Genomic DNA, 16,683 nt, shown 5'->3' with positions numbered 1-16,683 from the left:
CCATGACACGCTCCAGAACGCGCCAGCCGGTGAAACCCGATCCGTCATCGTCCACTGCTGCACCTGTTCCGGTGCCGCAGTTACCTGCCGCGCCCGAACCGTCGTCGTGCGTGAAGTCCGTGTGTCAGGCGGGCCTGCCGGATGGAACGCTTCAGCAGCAGCTGCAGGCCCTGCTCGACAGTGAGGCGGCCGCCAGCTGCGTGCATGCCAGTGCCCGCATGGCCCACACCGTGCGCGCCGTTGATGTGCTGCAGCCCGCGCTGAGCATCGTGCTGGAAGGCTGCAAGACGGTGCACTGTGCCGACTGCGACGGCAAGCTCCCGCCCGGGGGCATGCTGGTGATGTGTGCCGGTGCGCGCCTGGATGTGCAGCACCAGCCGGATGTGCAGACCGGACGCTACCGCGCGTTGATGGTGCCGCTGTGCGATGAGGTGCTGACTGCCGCACGACTGCTGCTGGGGACGGGTTTTCCGCCGGTGACCACTGCGTCTGCGCCGGCTGTGACTGGTTCCACCGGGCAAGAGGTGGCCTACGGGATCTTTACCGCAGTGCCTCCCGCAGACCAGATATCCTCTCCAGGACCGTGGATCTATACAGCCGTCGCTGATGACCATGCGCCTGCCCTGCTGCGCTGGGCCCATACGCTGCTGCAGGGAGATTATGCGGGTGCACGGGCAGCGCTGGCCGCACTGGTCATTGCGCTGGTGCAGCGGCGGGGCCTGCGGCGACTGGTACTGCCGCAGGCGCCCACGCTGGCCCATCAGGTTCGGGAGCAGGTGCTGGCCACGCCGGCACGTCACTGGCAGTCGCGCGATTTCGAGGCGTTGCTGGGATTGTCCGGCGCTACGTTGCGCCGTCGGCTGGCGGCCGAGCATACGTCGTTGCGCGAGTTGCTGGCTGAGGTGCGTCTGGGCCTGTCGCTCAACCTGCTCTACGGCACCCATCTGCCGCTCAAAACGGTGGCTGCCCGGGTGGGCTACCGATCCCCGGACGCCTTCGTGCGGGCATTCCGGGCCCGCTTCGGGCTGGAACCCTCGCAGCTCGGGCGCGAAGCAGACTGAGGGCGTTTCATGGGCGCATCCGTCCCTCCATGCCCCTTGGGGGGTGCAGGACGAGGCGGCAGGGTCGCAGAATCTTCGATGGCTTCAGGCGCTGCCCGTACTCATCCATGCGCGTGTGCGGCATGTCATCCCTTTCATGCCTCTGCCTGAGCGTTTCGGGGGGAATTCTGAGCGAAACGGTCATGGAGGATTCGCTATTGTCATCGTCTGACTTTTCAGGAGGTTTGACGATGCTTGTGATACATGCAGATGCCGCTTGGGCGGCTGGTTCCGCCTGTGACCGCACCAGCGGAAAAAGGGTGGGGCATCCTGTTCGTGGCTATACCGGCAGGGAAATGGCAGTCCATCCCGTCCGTGACCATGCCGGTGGGAAAATGGCCGTTCATCCTGTCGGTGACCATGCTGGTGGGGAAATGGCTGTTCATCCCGTCTGTGACCATACCGGCGGAGAGGTGACAATCCATCCTGCCCGTGATCGTGCCGGCAGAAAAACCCCGCCGTTTCCAGCCGTGCTGTGTCATGGTGTGGCCGCAGCCGTGGGGGCTGCCCTGTTCGGACTGACGGGACCACAGGTCATGGCCCGGTCGGTCGATGGGCCGGAAAATCCTGCACAGGCACAGGCACAGGCACAGACCAGTCAATCGCAACAACAGCCCCAACGGTCAAAATCGCCATCGCATCCGCAGCCTCAATCGCAGCAACAGGTGCCCGGCGTCTACCGCCTGCAGCTGGGCCAGCTGCAGGTGACGGCCCTGCTGGATGGTTTCCTGCCCATCCCGGAAAAGACCGTGCAGGGTATTGGGCGGGCCGAGTTGAATGCGGCCCTGAAGCGGGCCCATGTACCGCAGTTCACGGCAGCTCCCCTGGGCACTGGCATGCAGACGGCCGTGAATGCGTTTCTGGTCCGGCGTGGCGAACGGCTGATGCTGGTGGACACCGGGGCAGGAACCTGTTTTGGTACTTCCACCGGGCGGCTGCTGCAGACGATGCAGGCCGCTGGCGTGGATCCGGTTGCGGTGACCGATGTGCTGCTCACGCATGCGCATCCCGACCATATCTGTGGCCTGCTCAAACCGGATGGCACGGAAGCGTTTCCGCAGGCCACGGTATGGCTGCCCGATGATGAGGCGACCTACTGGCTGGACGAACGGGAAATGGCCAGGGCGCCCGAAGACATGAGGGCCGCCTTCGGCATGGCGGCGAAGGCGCTGGCGCCCTATTCGAAGGACGGCCGTGTCCGGCGGGTGGTGCCCGGTGCTGCGTCTGCCAGGCCGTCTTCTTCCCGCGCCGGGGAGCGGGCTTCCGGTCAGGCCGAGGCGTCGGCATCTGAAGAACGGGCAGATGCATCGGCTCCGGAGCGATCGGCTCCGGAGCGGACAGCGGCGCCGGCCTCTGGCGAATCGGCGACCGAAACCGGACACCAGGCCATGCACCGGGCTTCGTTTGGCATTCATCGTGTCACGGAACGGGAGCTGCCCCCCGGCGTCACCCTGGTGACCACGCACGGCCACACGCCGGGTCATGCATCGTGGCTGGTGGACGGCCGGTTGCTGCTGTGGGGCGATATCGTGCACTACCACGCGGTGCAGTTTGCCCGGCCGGTGGTGTATTCGTCGTTCGACAGCATTCCAGCCCAGGCCATTGCGTCGCGCAAACGGCTGTTCGTCGAGGCGGCAAGGCAGGACTGGTGGGTGGGCGGCGCCCATCTGCCGTTCCCGGGGCTGGGCCACGTGATACCGCAGGGCAAGGGCTATCGCTGGATACCGGGAGAATTCAGCCCGCTGCCCTGATGGCTACGGTTTTCCCCCATGCCGTGACCTGGTCTGACCCCTGATGAGCCGGGCTGGCCCCAGCCGTGCGCTGCCGGCGTTGTCCTGCCCGCCAAGGTGCCTGCTACGATGCCTTGCCGGCACGCAACCATGGCACGCTGGCGCTGCTCCAGACTGGCCAGCAGCGCCGTGATCAGTCCGCACAGGCTCAGCACCAGCCCAGCACAGGGGCGAATGAGTCCCTTAAACGCTCCGGGCACGCCAGTCGACCATTGGACGGCACCACCCGCCGGACTGCCTTCAGGCGTTGTATTTCGGCCGATGGTCAGGGGCCGGTCTGGCGTCCCTGTGGGGTATTTGCCACCATAGGGGCATTCTTTTCAGGAGGGCGTCTGATGGGCAAGCTGGGTGCGGTGGCAGGTGGTGTGGTGGTGCTGGGTGCCGTATATGCGGGCAGCGGCTGGTGGCTGGGCCAGAAGGTGGAACGGGTGCTGCCGGCCGAGACGGTGAAGGTCGCGGAGCGCCTGGGCGCGCGGGACATCAAGCCCGGGGCGTACGAGCGGGGCCTCTTCCAGTCACGGGCCACCAGTGTACTGACGCTGGATGTGTCGCTGCCGCCCGAGCCGGGGCAGGAGCCGGAGATCGAGCCGGGTGCCAGTGTGCAGGACCAGATCCTGAAGGGCATGGAAGCCGGCCGGAAGCTGACGCTGCAGGTGCATCTGGTGCAGACGGTGAAGCACGGCCCGCTGGCCGGTGGCCGCCCGGCTGCCGCCGTGATCGAGACGCGGGTGGACCATGTGGACGGCCTGGATGCCGACATGCGCAGGGCCCTGGCAAAGACCCAGGCCCCGTGGGCCGATACCGTGGTGGGGCTGGATGGCAGCGTGCACACGCATGCGGTATTGCCGGCCGGGGAAATCGTGCCTTCCCCTGAAACGAAAGCCGGCGCTGCTGCACCGAACGAGGCCGGTGACGACGATGCGCCGGCCGGCACTCCCTTTGCCGGTCGCCTGAGCTGGCAGGAAGGCGTGATCGATGTGCGCACGGCGGCCAACAGGCGGGACCAGGACATCGTGATGAGCTGGCCCGGCGGCACGATGGAAGTGCCGGTGGGCGACGGGCCGGCGGATGATGATGAGAATGACGACGAGGGCACCGGACCCGGGGCCGCACGGCAACCGCATGATGGGCCGGCGAGCAGCACGGGGCGCATGACCCTGACCCTGAATGGCCTGTCGGCGCAGGTGAAGCAGCAGCTGATCGACCCGGACCTCTGGCTGTTTGCACCGGGCCGGTACACGATGCAGCTCGATGACTGGAGCATGAAACTGACGCCGCCGCAGGCATCCGGCGGCAAGGACAGGGTGATCTTCCGGCTGTCGGAGCTGCAGGGACAGGGTGAAGGCACCCTGGGCGGCCGGCTGTTCTCGCAGGTCGACCATGCCGAAGGCAAGCTGATGGTGATGAACACGCCGCTGGACTCGCTGGTGATGGACAGCAAAATGGCCAGTCTGGATGTGGATGCGATGCGGCCGGTGCAGGATCTGCTCCAGGCACTGGGCAGGACCGACGACCCGCGCAAGGTGCTGCCGGATGAGGCCCATACCCGCACCCTGCTGCAGGGGGTGGCAGCCGCCTCACCGGACGTGAAGTTCGACCTGGCGGCCGCCGCGGGCAGTGAATCGGCCACGCTGGGCATGTCGGCCCGGATGACCCCAATGCGGACGGGGCCACAGCAGCGACCCCTGGTGGCGGACCTGATGCAGTCGCTGACCGCCCGGGCAACGGTGACCCTGCCGAAGGCATGGGTGGACCGGATGCAGGAGCGCTTCAATGCCAACAACCCCGACATGGTCGGGCATGATTGCGACTTTGCCTGCACGCTGGGCCGGACGCCCGTGTTCCAGTACACCGGCAACGCCTGGACACTGGATGCCAGCCTCTCCGGAAGTGGTGTGTACCTGAACGGCCAGCGGTTGTTCTGAGCATGTTAACCTGCTGATTCTGTTGTCAGGGTGCCCCTGCCGTGGCTGTGAGCCGGCTGCTGCAGGTGGGCCCTGGGGAGTGGCCATGGACCGACTGTTCAACATCATCCGCAACCAGTTCATCGATGTCATCGAATGGACGGACGATTCGCGCGACACCCTGTCCTTTCGCTGGCCGGACGAAGACCGGGAGATCAAGAACGGTGCCCAGCTGATCGTGCGCGAGTCGCAGCTGGTGCAGTTCGTGGCGGCCGGCCAGTTCGCCGATCTGTTCGGCCCGGGCAAGTACACGCTCACTACCGAGAACATCCCCATCCTGTCCACCATCCTGGGCTGGAAGTACGGGTTCCAGTCGCCGTTCAAGTGTGATGTCTACTACCTGAACACGCGGCTCTTCACCGGCAACAAGTGGGGTACGGCCAATCCGGTCATGATGCGCGACCCGGATTTCGGCGTGGTGCGACTGCGGGCCTTCGGTACCTACGATTTCCGCATCGTCGATGCACCGCGCTTCCTGAAGGAGGTGGCCGGTACCGACCAGCACTTCCGGCTGGACGAGTTTCAGGACACCATGCGCTCGCGCATCGTCAGCGTGTTCACCGACGCGCTGGCACGTGCCCACGTGCCAGTGCTGGACGTGGCCGGTCGCTACGCCGAAATGGGCGAGGCGCTGCTGCCGGTCATCAACCCGGCGGTCCGCGAGAAGTACGGGCTGGAAATCTCCTCCTTCGTTCTGGAGAACGTCTCGGTGCCGCCCGAGGTCGAGCAGGCCATCGACAAGCAGGGCAGCATGCGTGCCATCGGCAACCTGAACGACTACGTGAAGTACCAGATGGGTCTGGGCATGGGGCAGGGTGGCGATAGCGGGGCCGGCGCCGCCCCTGCGCAGATGGCCATGGGCTTTGCCATGGCGCAGGAGATGATGCGCGGGATGCAGGGGAGTATGGCCCCTGCCCATGGACTTGGCACGCAGGCAGCAGGCGGAGCCGGGCAGGGAATGTTGGGTGGTACGCCATCTGGCCAGGGCACAGCCCGCGTGGAGGAACAGGGGCCGAACGCCGTCCCGGGGCGTGGTGATGCAACGGGTACGTTTTCGGGCGCGGCCGTGGCGGGTGAGGTGGCCGGCCTGGATGGGCTGACCGTTCTGACGCCCGGGCAGGCGGCAGCGCTGCTGAGCGTGCCGGAGGAGGATGTGATGGCCAGCATCCAGGCCGGTGACCTGAAGGCCCGAAAAATAGGTTCTGCCTGGCGGATCGCGCGTTCGGCGCTGGACGAGTTCCTGCGTGGCTGAGGGGCTGGCAGACAAGCGGCCCTGCCCCGAATGTGGCGGGTATCTGGAATGGAGTGCGCGCAAGCAGGCGCTGGCCTGCCCGTACTGCGGCACGGTGGTGGGGGCGCCACGTGGACACCAGCCGGACACGGGTCCGGCTGCACGGGATACGGCCGGACATGTCCATGAGCCGGATGGATCCGTTGCCAGCGGCCCTGCACTGGACGGATCCTTCCAGGGGGAATTCGTTGCCGGTGTGCCCGGCCACGCGGCAGACGACAGGGCGCTGGCCCGCGAGGCCGAGACACTGTTCGGACCGAAGGCGGACATAGACCATCATGCCCTGCAGGAGCAGGATCTGGAAGCCGCCCTGCGGGATCCGGCCAACCTGCGCAACTGGGGTGCAGAACGCTTCGAACTGAAATGCCAGAGCTGCCAGGCCATTTCCGTTTTTGTGAATGCCCAGGTGGCCGACCGCTGCAGCTTCTGCGGATCACCGGCCATTGTGAGCCACGAGGCGATGCGCGACGCCATCACGCCCCAGAGCGTGCTGCCGTTCAAATATGACGACACACAGGTGCGGGATATCCTGCGTGCCTGGTACGGCAAACGCTGGTTTGCACCCAGCCGCCTGAAAAAAGCGGCTGCCACCGATACCCTCAAGGGCATCTATCTGCCGTACTGGACCTTCGATGCCCGGGCATTTTCGCGCTGGAGCGCCGAGGCCGGCCACTATTACTACACCACCGAACAGGTACGCGGTACCGATGGCCGTCTGGAAACCCGGCAGGTGCAGCATGTGCGCTGGATTCCGGCCGCCGGAGAATTCGAACACTTCTTCGATGACGAACTGGTGCCCGGCACCGTGGGTATTCATCCAAGGCTGCTGCGGCGCATCGAGCCCTTTCCCACCACCACCGACCTCAAGCCCTATTCACCGGACTATGTGCGGGGCTGGACAGTGGAGCGCTATCAGGTGGACCTGCGCGAGGCGACCACGCAGGGCCGCCGGCAGATGCAGCACGAAATGGAAGCGATGTGCGCCCGGCAGGTGCCGGGCAACACCTATCGCAACCTGATGGTGGACACGCAGTTCACCGGCTGCACCTTCAAGCACGTGCTGGTGCCGGTGTGGCTGGTGCGCTATACCTATGGCCACCGGGTGTTTCAGGTGGTGGTCAATGGCTACACCGGCCGGGTGGCCGGTGAGCGGCCGTACAGCTGGGTGAAAATTGCGCTGGCGGTGCTGGGTGTGTTGCTGCTGGTGGCATTCATATATGCCATGCTGGCCCGGTAATTTTTACAGCCCAGTCTATCCGACAGTTTTTCATGCAACGAGCTACTTTTTCTGTCTGTTTATCATGAAAAAACAGAGCGTAGATAACGCCAGCAGGAAAACATGTCCCGCATCAAAAACGGAACCCGAAAATAGATATCCATCAGATGATACCTTGATCGCGATGGTTACCCCGGTGACGCCAATCGTGGCTCCAAGATGAGTCATCATGCGAGTAACAGAGCTGGCATGGGATATCTGCCTGTCGGTCAATCCTACATATGCTCCAGCCATGGAAATGATGGTCAGAACCCCTATTCCGGCACCACGGAGGAGCATGCCAAAGCCCAGAACCCATCTATTTCCAAGTTCTCCGTGCCAACCCACTATGCATGATCCCATGATAGTCAAGATGACTGCCAGGAATGCCGTTCGCTCTTCTCCAACTGCTCTGGATATTCTGTCGAGTTTCCAGCGTGACAGAAGAGTTCCAATCCCGTGGACTCCAAGAAGTATACCTGCAAGATAGGAAGGATATCCGTCATGCTGGATGAAATAGAGAGGGTACAGCATTATCCCACCATAATAGACAGCACTGGAGGTGAATAACAGCAAACTCGCTTTCCTGAAATTCGAGTGCTTGAACATTGATATATCTATCAACGAGCTGTCTGGCTTCCGTTTTGAAATCAGGAAGAACGATGCCAAAAACACAATCCCGACTGAAGCGACAGTAATGTCTGTATTCATGTCAGCCGGGCTGGAAGGGTTTATGCTTTCTATTCCGTCGGTCCTGAACAACCCGTCTCACCCCCTGATACCCAGTGTCTGACCCCGGGAACCACCCTGCAGAGATTGCAGGATTTGCGATCATAGGGGCTCGTTTTCTTGCAATTTCTCCGGGGTCTTCATGGGTCCAAAGCCATCACAACCACAGACTGGCGAGCTGTTCGGGTATCCGCTGCGCGATCACCTGAACCTGAAGCATCCGCTGATCCTGCTGGGCGACCGGATCCAGTGGGAGCGCATCGATGCACTGGTGGCGGACCAGTTCAAGTCCCGTACGGGGCGGCCCGCCACGTCCCCTCGTTTGATTGCGGGGCTGCTGTATCTGCAGCACGCCTTCGATCTGTCCGATGAGGAAGTGGTGGCAACCTGGGTGGAGAACCCGTACTGGCAGGTCTTCACCGGGGAGATCTACCTGCAGACCAGACCGCCGATTGATCCGTCCAGCCTGACGCGCTGGCGCAAAAGGCTGGGCGAGGCTGGCGTGGAAGAGATGCTGTCTTTGACGCTGGTTCTGGCGCAGGAGCTTGGCATGCTCAAGGAATCCAGCTTCAAGACGGTGATCGTGGATACGACCGTCATGCCGAAAGCGATTGCGCATCCAACGGATTCCCGGCTTCTGGAGCGTACCAGACAGCATCTGGTCAAGGCCGCCAGGGCGTGTGGCCTGAAGCTGCGGCAGAGCTACAGTCGTGTAGCCCCTCAGCTGGCGAGGCAGGTGGGCCGCCATGCGCATGCGAGACAGTTCAAGCGGATGCGAAATGTGCTCGGCAAGCTGCGCAAACGGGTCGGGCGTATCTGGCGGGATATCGACCGGCAACGAGAGCAGGTGACCGGCCCATTGCGTCAATGGCTTGATGACCTGATGGCACGGGCCGAACGGATTCTGACGCAGCAGCCGAAAGACAGGAACAAGCTGTACGCACTGCATGCGCAGGAGGTGGAGTGCATCAGCAAGGGCAAGGCCCGAAATCCCTACGAGTTCGGTGTCAAGGTCTCGATCACCACGACGCACAGGGAAGGTTTCGTTGTGGGCGCAAGATCGATGCCGGGCCGGCCGTACGACGGCCACACCCTGTACGAAGCACTGGAGCAAGCGTCGATTGTGGGAGATTGCCGTATCGACACTGCCGTTGTGGACAAGGGCTATCGCGGTGCTGACGTGCCGGGCGTGAGAATCCTGCGATCAGGACAGAGGCGAGGCGTGACGCGCGGGATCAGGGCGATGATCAGACGCCGCAGTGCCATCGAACCGACGATAGGCCACATGAAGACCGATGGCAAACTTGACCGAAACTGGCTCAAGGGGGCATTGGGAGATGCACTTCACGCAGTGCTGTGCGGTGCCGGACACAACATCCGGCTGCTGCTGCGTCGGCTGCAGCGCCGGCTGCGGCGTTTTTGTGCCTTTATTTTGCTGTCGATTCTGGCCTGTGTACGGCTGATGCTGCCGGATCGGTCAGAAATGACGTTGTAGGCGGCAGAGCGGCACCAACCCGGTCCTGTCCAGTTTCTCGGTCGTTCCGTTCAGCAACAGGCTGACGTGCGGATTCTGGGTTGTTCAGGACTGACTATTCCATATATCGACAGAATCATCCCGGGGCAAAGAAGCAAAAAGCCGATGATGTCAAATCCGGCGATAACATTTTCTCGACTGTCTTTGGGAATATTTCTCCACCCAAGATATATTGCCACCGCGCAAATCGGCACATGAAGCCAGAAAATCATTCTCCAGTCGGCAAACCTCAGAAGTGCCCCTGCAATTACGGGTCCGAGTATGGGTGCGATTACGGATGGTATGGCCATGGCAGTCAGGGCGGACTTTGCTTTCTTCTTTCCGATCGCTTCGATGACGATGGTTTGCATGGTCGGGAGAAGTACCCCGCATGCGACGCCCTGCAATACCCTGGAAAAAATCAGCGTTTCGACGTTCCATGCCAAGCCAGAGAACAGGGATCCAAACAAAAAAATCCATAGACTTGTTAACCATAATCGTTTACTACCAATTTTTTGCGTCAACCAGCCCGATAGTGGCACGGCACCTGCAGCGGCCAGTGTGTACGAGGTTATTGTCCATTGACTCAGTCCGAGTGAAGCTCCAAACTGAGAGCCAATGTCGTGAAGCGCAACATTGACCACGGACGTATCTAGTAGCGGAAGAATTGCTCCAAAAATCAACGTGTTGATTATGACCTTATCCGCTGCACTCAAGAGAGACGATGGGTTTTCTTTCTGCATGATCGCAATCCTGTTTTATGGGGTGTTTTGTGAAGTTGAATTTTTGTCAGGAGAAATTTACGTTCGGTGTCGTGGATTTGTGCTTTTATTTGGGCAGTCATCACTGTGCTTGGCATAGTCTATTGGGTTAGTTGACGATCAGTTATCGTTTGTGTGTCATGTGTTTATGAATACATGTCAAGAGTTGTTTTTAGAAGCCGTAGTAGTTGTTTGGTTGATAGGCTTGCTTGGTCTTTGTATTGAAGGGGCCGACGTTCGATTGCAACATCTCATCTCCATATGAGATGTTGCCATAGAGCAAGCATGTGCCTATTCCTGCGGCGAAACAGGGGGGCGGGGCGTCATCATGCTGTGGTCCGCATCCATGACTGAAATTCCACTGTACGATGCGGTCAGTCTTGAGTATCTCAGGCAGGGGAAAGTCCCAATTACTTGTCGGCTACGGCATGTGTCAACATCAAAGGGTTGTGATCTGGTTGGTCACAAAGTCATCCGAATATTCGCGATCATGACGGTAGTCCATGTGCTGATTCGGTTCGGGATAGCTCAAGAATATTGATCGTTTAAGACAGCGGACAGGAGGTTGAGTGAATTATCGTACAACTACCTTGATCTGTAATGAGGATAGCGGGGTGTTTCCTCTATCGGGGCCGGAATTTGCTCCCTCGAATGCTCTGCCGGTACGGTGCGTGTTCAGATTGCATGCGGCAAATACCAAGGTTACCTGCCATCGACACGCATGGGATCAGATGATTTTTTCTGATCGAGGAGTGGTCAGGGTCACGACAACACGCGCCACATACACAGTTCCGCCTTGGCGTGCTGTTTGGATACCTGCTGGGGTTTCTCATTCTGCAGCGTTGCTGGAAACCGCTCATCTTTGTTCTTTGCAATTACTTCCGGGGTGCATGGAGCGTGTCCCCGAAAAGTGCGTTGATTTGTCTCCATGGTTGGGTTGTCGTGTTATTGAGGTTCGTCCTCTTTTGAGAGAGCTTGTCAAGGCATTAGCCATGGAGAATATTGAAGATATTCTAGCAAGAAGGTACGAAAGTTATTGTTCTTTGATACTACTGGAGATCATTGGTGCGCCAGCTTGCCCATTGATGGTTCCTCTTCCTTCTGAACGTCGTCTCCGGTCGTTTTGTGATTCCTTCATGAAACAACCTTCGCTTGCTCGTTCGTTGGACGAGATGGCCAGAGAGGCGGGCGCCAGTGTAAGTACCATCAACAGACTTTTCCATACGGAGCTGGGTAGCAGATTTTCTGTCTGGAGAAAACAGGCTTTGCTGGCGCATGCTCTGGCGCTTTCGGCCCATGGTATGACGTTGGGCGAGATATCCTACAGGCTGGGCTACGGGAATCAGAGTGCTTTTTCAGCGATGGTGCGCCAGGTGATGGGGGTTTCTCCGAGTGAGGTTTTTGCAGTCAAGTAGTTTGCCAGTGAGGCATGGCATTGACTCATTCATCCCTCCGAAACTCCTTTGGGCACACAGGACAGGGCGGTAGAGCCGCGGAATCCTCATTGGCTTCACTGTCCACAGTCATGTGCGTCCAGGAGGGGGCTTCGGGCGGGTTTTGAATGAATCCACACGCAATTAAAAATGCCGACAGAGGCAGTTCAGCAAACGTCAGGCGTACGGAAGGTGATGCAGTAGAATCGGTTGTTCCAGATCAGCTGGGTATTTACATCCTGCATGCCGGCGGGTATGGCGGCTATGATCTCCTTAAGGTCGAACTGGGTGTCATCGAAGTAGCTGCGGGTGAAGAGGCTTTTCTTGTACTGCTCGTCCACGAAGTCAGCCGTTTCGTCGGCAATCATGATTTTCGTACCGGGACGGGTGACGCGGGCCATTTCCTGCAGGGCACGTTTCTTGTCGTTGAAGAAATTGATGCCGCCTACATGAAAGACGATATCGAAGCTGTGGTCTGCAAAAGGAAGATCCTCTGCACTGGCGTGCACAAGAGACAGATCAAGCTTTCTGCGCCATACCCGTCTGCAGCGCCTCAGCATGCCCAGTGAGATGTCCAGTCCGACCAGGTCGAGTGTGGCAGCATCGATGGATGCTGGCAGGTAGCGCAGGTCTGCACCGGTGCCGATCGAGACATACAGGGCGGAGCAGCCATTGCGCCATGGCAGTTCCTGCATCAGCTGCCGGCGCATGTTGGGAATGCCATTGCCGTACTTGAGCTTTCCGATCCACCTTTCACCGAAGTCATACCACCGGGCCATCCAGTCGTACATGGACATGTAGCGCTGGTTGTCTCCGGTTACAGCGGTTCGGTCAAGGCAGCGCAGGATACCGTCGCTGTCTGTCCGGGCATCATCTCTGAAGGGCGCCTTGAGTTTGTCATGCAGGGGTGTGGAAGCCATGGGCAATTTCCTTCCGTGCTGGTGCGAATGCCATGATATCTGCCCTGGTGCTCAACGCAACAGGGTGGCAGCGGCCACCATCTGTTCGTGTTCGAAGGCGGCAGCAAAGTCGTCCAGCTCCGTGGACTTCAGACCAACGGCTGGGCTGAGCGCAACCTGTCTCCACCGGGAAACAGCCCGGTGGACTTCGTGCAATACCTGCAGGGCCTGTTCATCGTTCAGGGAAAACCAGGGCGCCCGCGCCATCAGCATGTGTACGTCGGTGATCGGGCCGTCTTCTTCGGAGAGCCAGGTCTTGGACTCGCGCTCCCGGTCGGGAAAGGGGTTGATGTCGAAGGCGGGGGCGAGGCGCCAGTGACCATTGTCGACGTGCAGAAACCCGTGGTTCTGCAGATGGTCATCCACGTTGGTGATCAGCAGGTTGAAAAGAATCCGGCGCCACAGCTGCTGAATGTCGGCAGTAGGGTTCTTTGCATGGGTGTGCAGGGCGTCGACCAGCTCGGTGTAACTGCGGTCTTCCTCGCGTGAAGCCTGCAGCAGCGTGGCGGCAGACTGGTAGGGGATGCGATGGTTGTTCGTGGTGCGGTCGAAGCGACGGATGACGGCGATGGGGGTGTCGCCCAGCTGCACGATGCGCGCCGGAGCTGCAGGAATACCGGCCTTTTCCGCCAGTTTCAGTGCCAGTACCTCACCACGGGTGACGCTGCGGCCATCGCCCACACTGGGGAACTTGCCAATGGCCAGCCAGCCGTCTTCGTCAACCATCGTGCACTTGGGGCGCATGCCACCCAGTGAGGTGCCCTTGCCCTGCAGGTAGCGCAGGTCTTCGGCGCTTTCCTGGCCGCTTTCCAGCGCACGACTGGCGCGGTAGGTCTTTTCCAGTTCGATGAGAGGGGGTGTCCGGCGGCGACCTTCTTCGACGGTACGTTGCCATTGTCCGGACGAATCCTGCAGTCGCAGGGCACCGACACGGCTGAAATCATCGACAGCCAGCAAATAATCCAGCTCGGTGAGTGGGGGCAGGCCGGGATCGGCACGGCGGCGTTTGGCGTGGTCACGGGCGATGACACGCCGGCCCCAGGCATCCGGCGCGGTATCGGCAATCGCGCCGTGAAAGACGGAATCGTGCGCCGATGCGGCTTTGTGGGACTGGTAGCCAGGCGTCAGCTGAAGGTCGGCCGAGACGTTGAAGTGGTTCGGGTTGGCGAGCCAGTTGTCGTAATAGGCAAAGGTGCTGTTTTCCCGGCGCCCCTGCCGGGTGTAGATCAACGACCCAACCGGGGTACCGGTCTCGCCCAGGCACAGCTGGACCTGCTGACGGGTGGTTGGGCTGGACGTTCTGGCGGATGATCTGATCATGGTGCTCGTCGATCATGTCTTTCGGTGGGAGCCCGTCACGGATCCCTCCGTCCCGGCGCCGGCTCCGAATGAACGCATGACACGCTTCAAAGCCCGCCGTCCGGGGTATGGCGCTTTGCCCGGATGCGTTTGGGCAGGTTTTCGTCCATCAGCATGAGGCCGATGTCGTCGTTGGCCGTGTCGAGGATGTTCTCCAGCGCCTTGAGTTCACCGAAGACCAGCAGGGCACGGGCATGGAAGTGAATGGGGATGCGCGGGTCGCCCTGTTCCATGCGACGCACCGTGGATACGGATGCACCTATCCGCTCGGCCAGCGAGGCCTGGGAGAAGCGGCGCCGGCGGCGGGCCAGCGAAATGTCGTGGCCGAGCTTGCGCAGGGCGCGCTCGGCCGACAGGGGCAGGGGGTGTTCCATAAGCATTCTACCAGGAGTGCCAAAACATCAGATTCGTTCCATTTGGAACATTATAACCGGCCTGGAGGCCGTGAATTGACGAAAAGCGTCAAGCTATCATGTTGCTGCTGTTCGAACAGGAAGAATGTGCGCATCGGCCAGCCGATCCGGGTCACCGTGGATGCTCTGGGCGGACAGTCGTATGCCGGTCGTGTGGCCGAGATTTCACCGGCCACGACATCGGAATTCAGCATCATCAAGGCCGACAGTGGGACGGGCAATTTCGTGAAGGTCGCCCAGCGCATGGCGGTGAAGGTCACGCTCGACCCCGACCAGCAGGAACTGAAGCGGTTGGCGCCCGGCATGTCGGTGGAAGTCCGGGTGGATACGAAGCAGAAAGGTCACGACAGGTAGCGTGTGTCGTGGACCCATGCTGCCCCCCACCAGATCGGGCTGGTGCTTTCTGGCAGCTATCGCCCGGACGGACAACGCACGTACCCTGAACGCTCCCATGACCCAGGGGCCCTCTGGAAAAGCCCGGCGAAACGCAGTTCCCATGCCCGGACGATGCAGCGCGTCACCCTGTGATGCGCATCCATGTGACGCTCATGGCAGAGGCCCCGCACAGAAAGGAGCATTCCATGCCAGATCAGAGCACCACGACGCCACTGCACATGCGCGTCATCACCAGTCCCGGCACCCGTGCCATCGTCGCCCTTGCCGCGGGGCTGATCGCTGGCGCGGCCCTTGCGCATGAACAGCCCGGTGGCGGGACCGCAGCCGGCCCCGACAGCAGTGGCAGCGCCGCAGCCGCCAGCACCAGTGCCAATACGGGCAACACCAGCACGGGCACCGGCACGAGCGATGCAGACCCCGCCACGCCCGCCCAGCAGCCGATCAACGAACAGGGCATCAGTGGCGAGCTGTTCCACGCACTGCTGGGCCTGTCGATGCAGAATGCCGACTATAGTGGCTTCCCGGACGAAGTGATCACCGGCTACCCGGCCGACAGCAGCACCTGGAAGAAACAGGACAATCCCGCCCCCGAATTGCCCAACATCGCGGCCTACCAGTACTACACCGATGCCAATGACAATGGCTCTCCGAAAAACGAGCGTACCGCCGACGGCAATTTCTTCCTGGCCCAGAGCAATTTCTTCTACCACCTCAACACGGGCATGAAGGGCAGCAACAGTGGTTCCGCCAGCGAGGTCTTCCTGAACAGCAGCGCTACCATCCCCGTCCAGGTCACGGACGAAGGCATCACGCTGGCCAACACCATGAAGCTGGAACAGGAAACGGCCTCACAGGGTCCAAAAACCTATGAACTGAAGGCAGACGCGCCGAAAGGTGTGTCCAAAATGGATTTCATCACCTTCGACACGTTCGTGCAGAGCTACAAGGGCACGGACAATACGAACAGCGGCAGCTATTCCGTACAGGTGAAAAAGGGTGACAACCCGCAACAGGCCAAACTCTGCTGGTACGACAGCGTGGGCAGCGTCAGCCGGACCGTCTGCCAGGTCTGGAGCGTGCCCGGCGACTGGACCTTCGGCAAGGCCCTGAATTACGACCGCACCGAAGTCGACGACATGCGTGGCTATCTGCCCCCCACCGACTTCAACCCCGGCGCGCGCAGTTTTTACTGGGTAACCGGCCCGCAGACCTGGCCGCGGCTGTGACGATCCCGACCCATTGGCGCGGGAACTGATCTCAGCCCACCAGCACGGCCACCAGCGCCAGCAGGGCCGGCAGGCCCTGCACGAAGAAGATTTTTCGTCCCACGGTCATGCCCCCGTAGGCACCGGCCACCACCACGCAGCCCAGAAAGAAGCAGGCCAGCCGCAGCTGCCACAGCGCATCCCCGGCAATCAGCGCCCACAGGAGCCCTGCCACCAGAAAGGCGTTGTAGAGACCCTGATTGGCTGCCATCGTCTTCGTGGGTGCAAACAGCGTCACCGGCAGCGAGCGGAACACCCGTGGCCCCGTCTTCTCCCAGCTGAACATCTCCACCCACACGATCAGCGCGTGCTCCGCAGCGACCAGTGCGGTCAGCCACATGGCCAGATTACTCATCTTTACAGAACCCTAAAATTATACAAGCAATCCCATGGGGATGCTTACGATCAAATAGTTTGCCCACGACGAACAGAGTGAGTACCGGCTGCAGGACCGG

The 16,683-nt window shown here is 61.0% G+C and carries 16 protein-coding genes; 10 read left to right on the top strand and 6 right to left on the bottom strand.

Translation table 11 applies throughout. From position 1 onward, the window contains the following. Positions 1 to 2 precede the first annotated feature (2 nt). The 6 genes from EHV23_RS10020 (at position 3) to EHV23_RS10000 (ending at position 7,382) form a co-directional block, all read left to right on the top strand. Positions 3 to 1,061: a helix-turn-helix transcriptional regulator gene (locus tag EHV23_RS10020; RefSeq protein ID WP_125095950.1), complete on the top strand. Its 1,059-nt coding sequence runs from the start codon at positions 3 to 5 to the stop codon at positions 1,059 to 1,061. A 243-nt stretch (positions 1,062 to 1,304) separates the two neighbouring features. Next, positions 1,305 to 1,517 (top strand): hypothetical protein, encoded by a 213-nt coding sequence (locus EHV23_RS15265; protein ID WP_158615923.1) that lies wholly within the window; start codon positions 1,305 to 1,307, stop codon positions 1,515 to 1,517. Between the two features lie 248 nt (positions 1,518 to 1,765). Beyond that, a complete protein-coding gene (locus EHV23_RS15260; protein ID WP_158615922.1) occupies positions 1,766 to 2,851 on the top strand; it encodes an MBL fold metallo-hydrolase in 1,086 nt (361 codons plus the stop codon). Between the two features lie 374 nt (positions 2,852 to 3,225). Continuing rightward, positions 3,226 to 4,815 (top strand): DUF945 family protein, encoded by a 1,590-nt coding sequence (locus EHV23_RS10010; protein WP_125095948.1) that lies wholly within the window; start codon positions 3,226 to 3,228, stop codon positions 4,813 to 4,815. An 85-nt stretch (positions 4,816 to 4,900) separates the two neighbouring features. Further along, positions 4,901 to 6,106, top strand: coding sequence for an SPFH and helix-turn-helix domain-containing protein (locus EHV23_RS10005; RefSeq protein ID WP_125095947.1), 1,206 nt, complete (start codon positions 4,901 to 4,903; stop codon positions 6,104 to 6,106). Continuing rightward, positions 6,099 to 7,382, top strand: a complete 1,284-nt coding sequence (locus tag EHV23_RS10000; protein WP_238990417.1) for a TFIIB-type zinc ribbon-containing protein — start codon at positions 6,099 to 6,101, stop codon at positions 7,380 to 7,382. Before EHV23_RS10005 ends, EHV23_RS10000 begins: the two co-directional genes overlap by 8 nt. 42 nt (positions 7,383 to 7,424) lie before the next feature. On the opposite strand, the gene EHV23_RS09995 is transcribed toward EHV23_RS10000, so the two are convergent. Next, positions 7,425 to 8,111, bottom strand: a complete 687-nt coding sequence (locus EHV23_RS09995; RefSeq protein WP_125095946.1) for an MFS transporter — start codon at positions 8,109 to 8,111, stop codon at positions 7,425 to 7,427. A gap of 160 nt (positions 8,112 to 8,271) precedes the next feature. Here EHV23_RS09995 and EHV23_RS09990 point away from each other — a divergent pair, with 160 nt between their 5' ends. Then, positions 8,272 to 9,624 (top strand): IS5 family transposase, encoded by a 1,353-nt coding sequence (locus tag EHV23_RS09990; protein ID WP_125095945.1) that lies wholly within the window; start codon positions 8,272 to 8,274, stop codon positions 9,622 to 9,624. A 50-nt stretch (positions 9,625 to 9,674) separates the two neighbouring features. Here EHV23_RS09990 and EHV23_RS09985 read toward each other — a convergent pair whose 3' ends face one another. Continuing rightward, positions 9,675 to 10,385: an MFS transporter gene (locus EHV23_RS09985; protein ID WP_125095944.1), complete on the bottom strand. Its 711-nt coding sequence runs from the start codon at positions 10,383 to 10,385 to the stop codon at positions 9,675 to 9,677. Positions 10,386 to 10,972: 587 nt separating this feature from the next. On the opposite strand from EHV23_RS09985, the gene EHV23_RS09980 reads away from it, so the two are divergent. Next, positions 10,973 to 11,818 (top strand): AraC family transcriptional regulator, encoded by an 846-nt coding sequence (locus EHV23_RS09980; RefSeq protein WP_125095943.1) that lies wholly within the window; start codon positions 10,973 to 10,975, stop codon positions 11,816 to 11,818. 185 nt (positions 11,819 to 12,003) lie between these two features. On the opposite strand, the gene EHV23_RS09975 is transcribed toward EHV23_RS09980, so the two are convergent. The 3 genes from EHV23_RS09975 to EHV23_RS09965 form a co-directional block, all read right to left on the bottom strand. Next, positions 12,004 to 12,756 (bottom strand): class I SAM-dependent methyltransferase, encoded by a 753-nt coding sequence (locus tag EHV23_RS09975; protein WP_125095942.1) that lies wholly within the window; start codon positions 12,754 to 12,756, stop codon positions 12,004 to 12,006. Positions 12,757 to 12,807: 51 nt separating this feature from the next. Beyond that, entirely contained in the window at positions 12,808 to 14,115 is a 1,308-nt protein-coding gene (locus EHV23_RS09970) for a type II toxin-antitoxin system HipA family toxin (protein ID WP_125095941.1), read from the bottom strand. Between the two features lie 86 nt (positions 14,116 to 14,201). After that, on the bottom strand, positions 14,202 to 14,528 hold the full coding sequence (locus EHV23_RS09965) for a helix-turn-helix domain-containing protein (RefSeq protein ID WP_125095940.1): 327 nt from the start codon (positions 14,526 to 14,528) through the stop codon (positions 14,202 to 14,204). A 126-nt stretch (positions 14,529 to 14,654) separates the two neighbouring features. Between EHV23_RS09965 and EHV23_RS09960 the strand changes: the two genes are divergently transcribed. Then, positions 14,655 to 14,921 carry an HlyD family secretion protein gene (locus EHV23_RS09960; protein WP_125095939.1) on the top strand — a complete coding sequence of 89 codons (267 nt, stop codon included), beginning with the start codon at positions 14,655 to 14,657 and terminating at the stop codon, positions 14,919 to 14,921. A gap of 227 nt (positions 14,922 to 15,148) precedes the next feature. Further along, positions 15,149 to 16,189 (top strand): hypothetical protein, encoded by a 1,041-nt coding sequence (locus tag EHV23_RS09955; protein ID WP_125095938.1) that lies wholly within the window; start codon positions 15,149 to 15,151, stop codon positions 16,187 to 16,189. A 31-nt stretch (positions 16,190 to 16,220) separates the two neighbouring features. Here EHV23_RS09955 and EHV23_RS09950 read toward each other — a convergent pair whose 3' ends face one another. Continuing rightward, a complete protein-coding gene (locus EHV23_RS09950; protein ID WP_125095937.1) occupies positions 16,221 to 16,583 on the bottom strand; it encodes a DUF1304 domain-containing protein in 363 nt (120 codons plus the stop codon). Between the last annotated feature and the right edge of the window lie 100 nt (positions 16,584 to 16,683).

The sequence above is a fragment of the Lautropia dentalis genome (assembly GCF_003892345.1).
In the GTDB taxonomy this organism is placed as follows: Bacteria; Pseudomonadota; Gammaproteobacteria; order Burkholderiales; family Burkholderiaceae_E; genus Lautropia; species Lautropia dentalis.
This window is presented reverse-complemented; position numbering and strand designations above follow the sequence as displayed.

Excerpts from the sequence above, each read along its gene's own strand:
- EHV23_RS10020 (WP_125095950.1), top strand. The coding sequence starts at position 3 with ATGACACGCTCCAGAACGCGCCAGCCGGTGAAACCCGATCCGTCATCG.
- EHV23_RS15265 (WP_158615923.1), top strand. The coding sequence starts at position 1,305 with ATGCAGATGCCGCTTGGGCGGCTGGTTCCGCCTGTGACCGCACCAGCG.
- EHV23_RS10010 (WP_125095948.1), top strand. The coding sequence starts at position 3,226 with ATGGGCAAGCTGGGTGCGGTGGCAGGTGGTGTGGTGGTGCTGGGTGCC.
- EHV23_RS10005 (WP_125095947.1), top strand. The coding sequence starts at position 4,901 with ATGGACCGACTGTTCAACATCATCCGCAACCAGTTCATCGATGTCATC.
- EHV23_RS09995 (WP_125095946.1), bottom strand. The coding sequence starts at position 8,111 with ATGAATACAGACATTACTGTCGCTTCAGTCGGGATTGTGTTTTTGGCA.
- EHV23_RS09990 (WP_125095945.1), top strand. The coding sequence starts at position 8,272 with ATGGGTCCAAAGCCATCACAACCACAGACTGGCGAGCTGTTCGGGTAT.
- EHV23_RS09985 (WP_125095944.1), bottom strand. The coding sequence starts at position 10,385 with ATGCAGAAAGAAAACCCATCGTCTCTCTTGAGTGCAGCGGATAAGGTC.
- EHV23_RS09975 (WP_125095942.1), bottom strand. The coding sequence starts at position 12,756 with ATGGCTTCCACACCCCTGCATGACAAACTCAAGGCGCCCTTCAGAGAT.
- EHV23_RS09970 (WP_125095941.1), bottom strand. The coding sequence starts at position 14,115 with ATGATCAGATCATCCGCCAGAACGTCCAGCCCAACCACCCGTCAGCAG.
- EHV23_RS09965 (WP_125095940.1), bottom strand. The coding sequence starts at position 14,528 with ATGGAACACCCCCTGCCCCTGTCGGCCGAGCGCGCCCTGCGCAAGCTC.
- EHV23_RS09955 (WP_125095938.1), top strand. The coding sequence starts at position 15,149 with ATGCCAGATCAGAGCACCACGACGCCACTGCACATGCGCGTCATCACC.
- EHV23_RS09950 (WP_125095937.1), bottom strand. The coding sequence starts at position 16,583 with ATGAGTAATCTGGCCATGTGGCTGACCGCACTGGTCGCTGCGGAGCAC.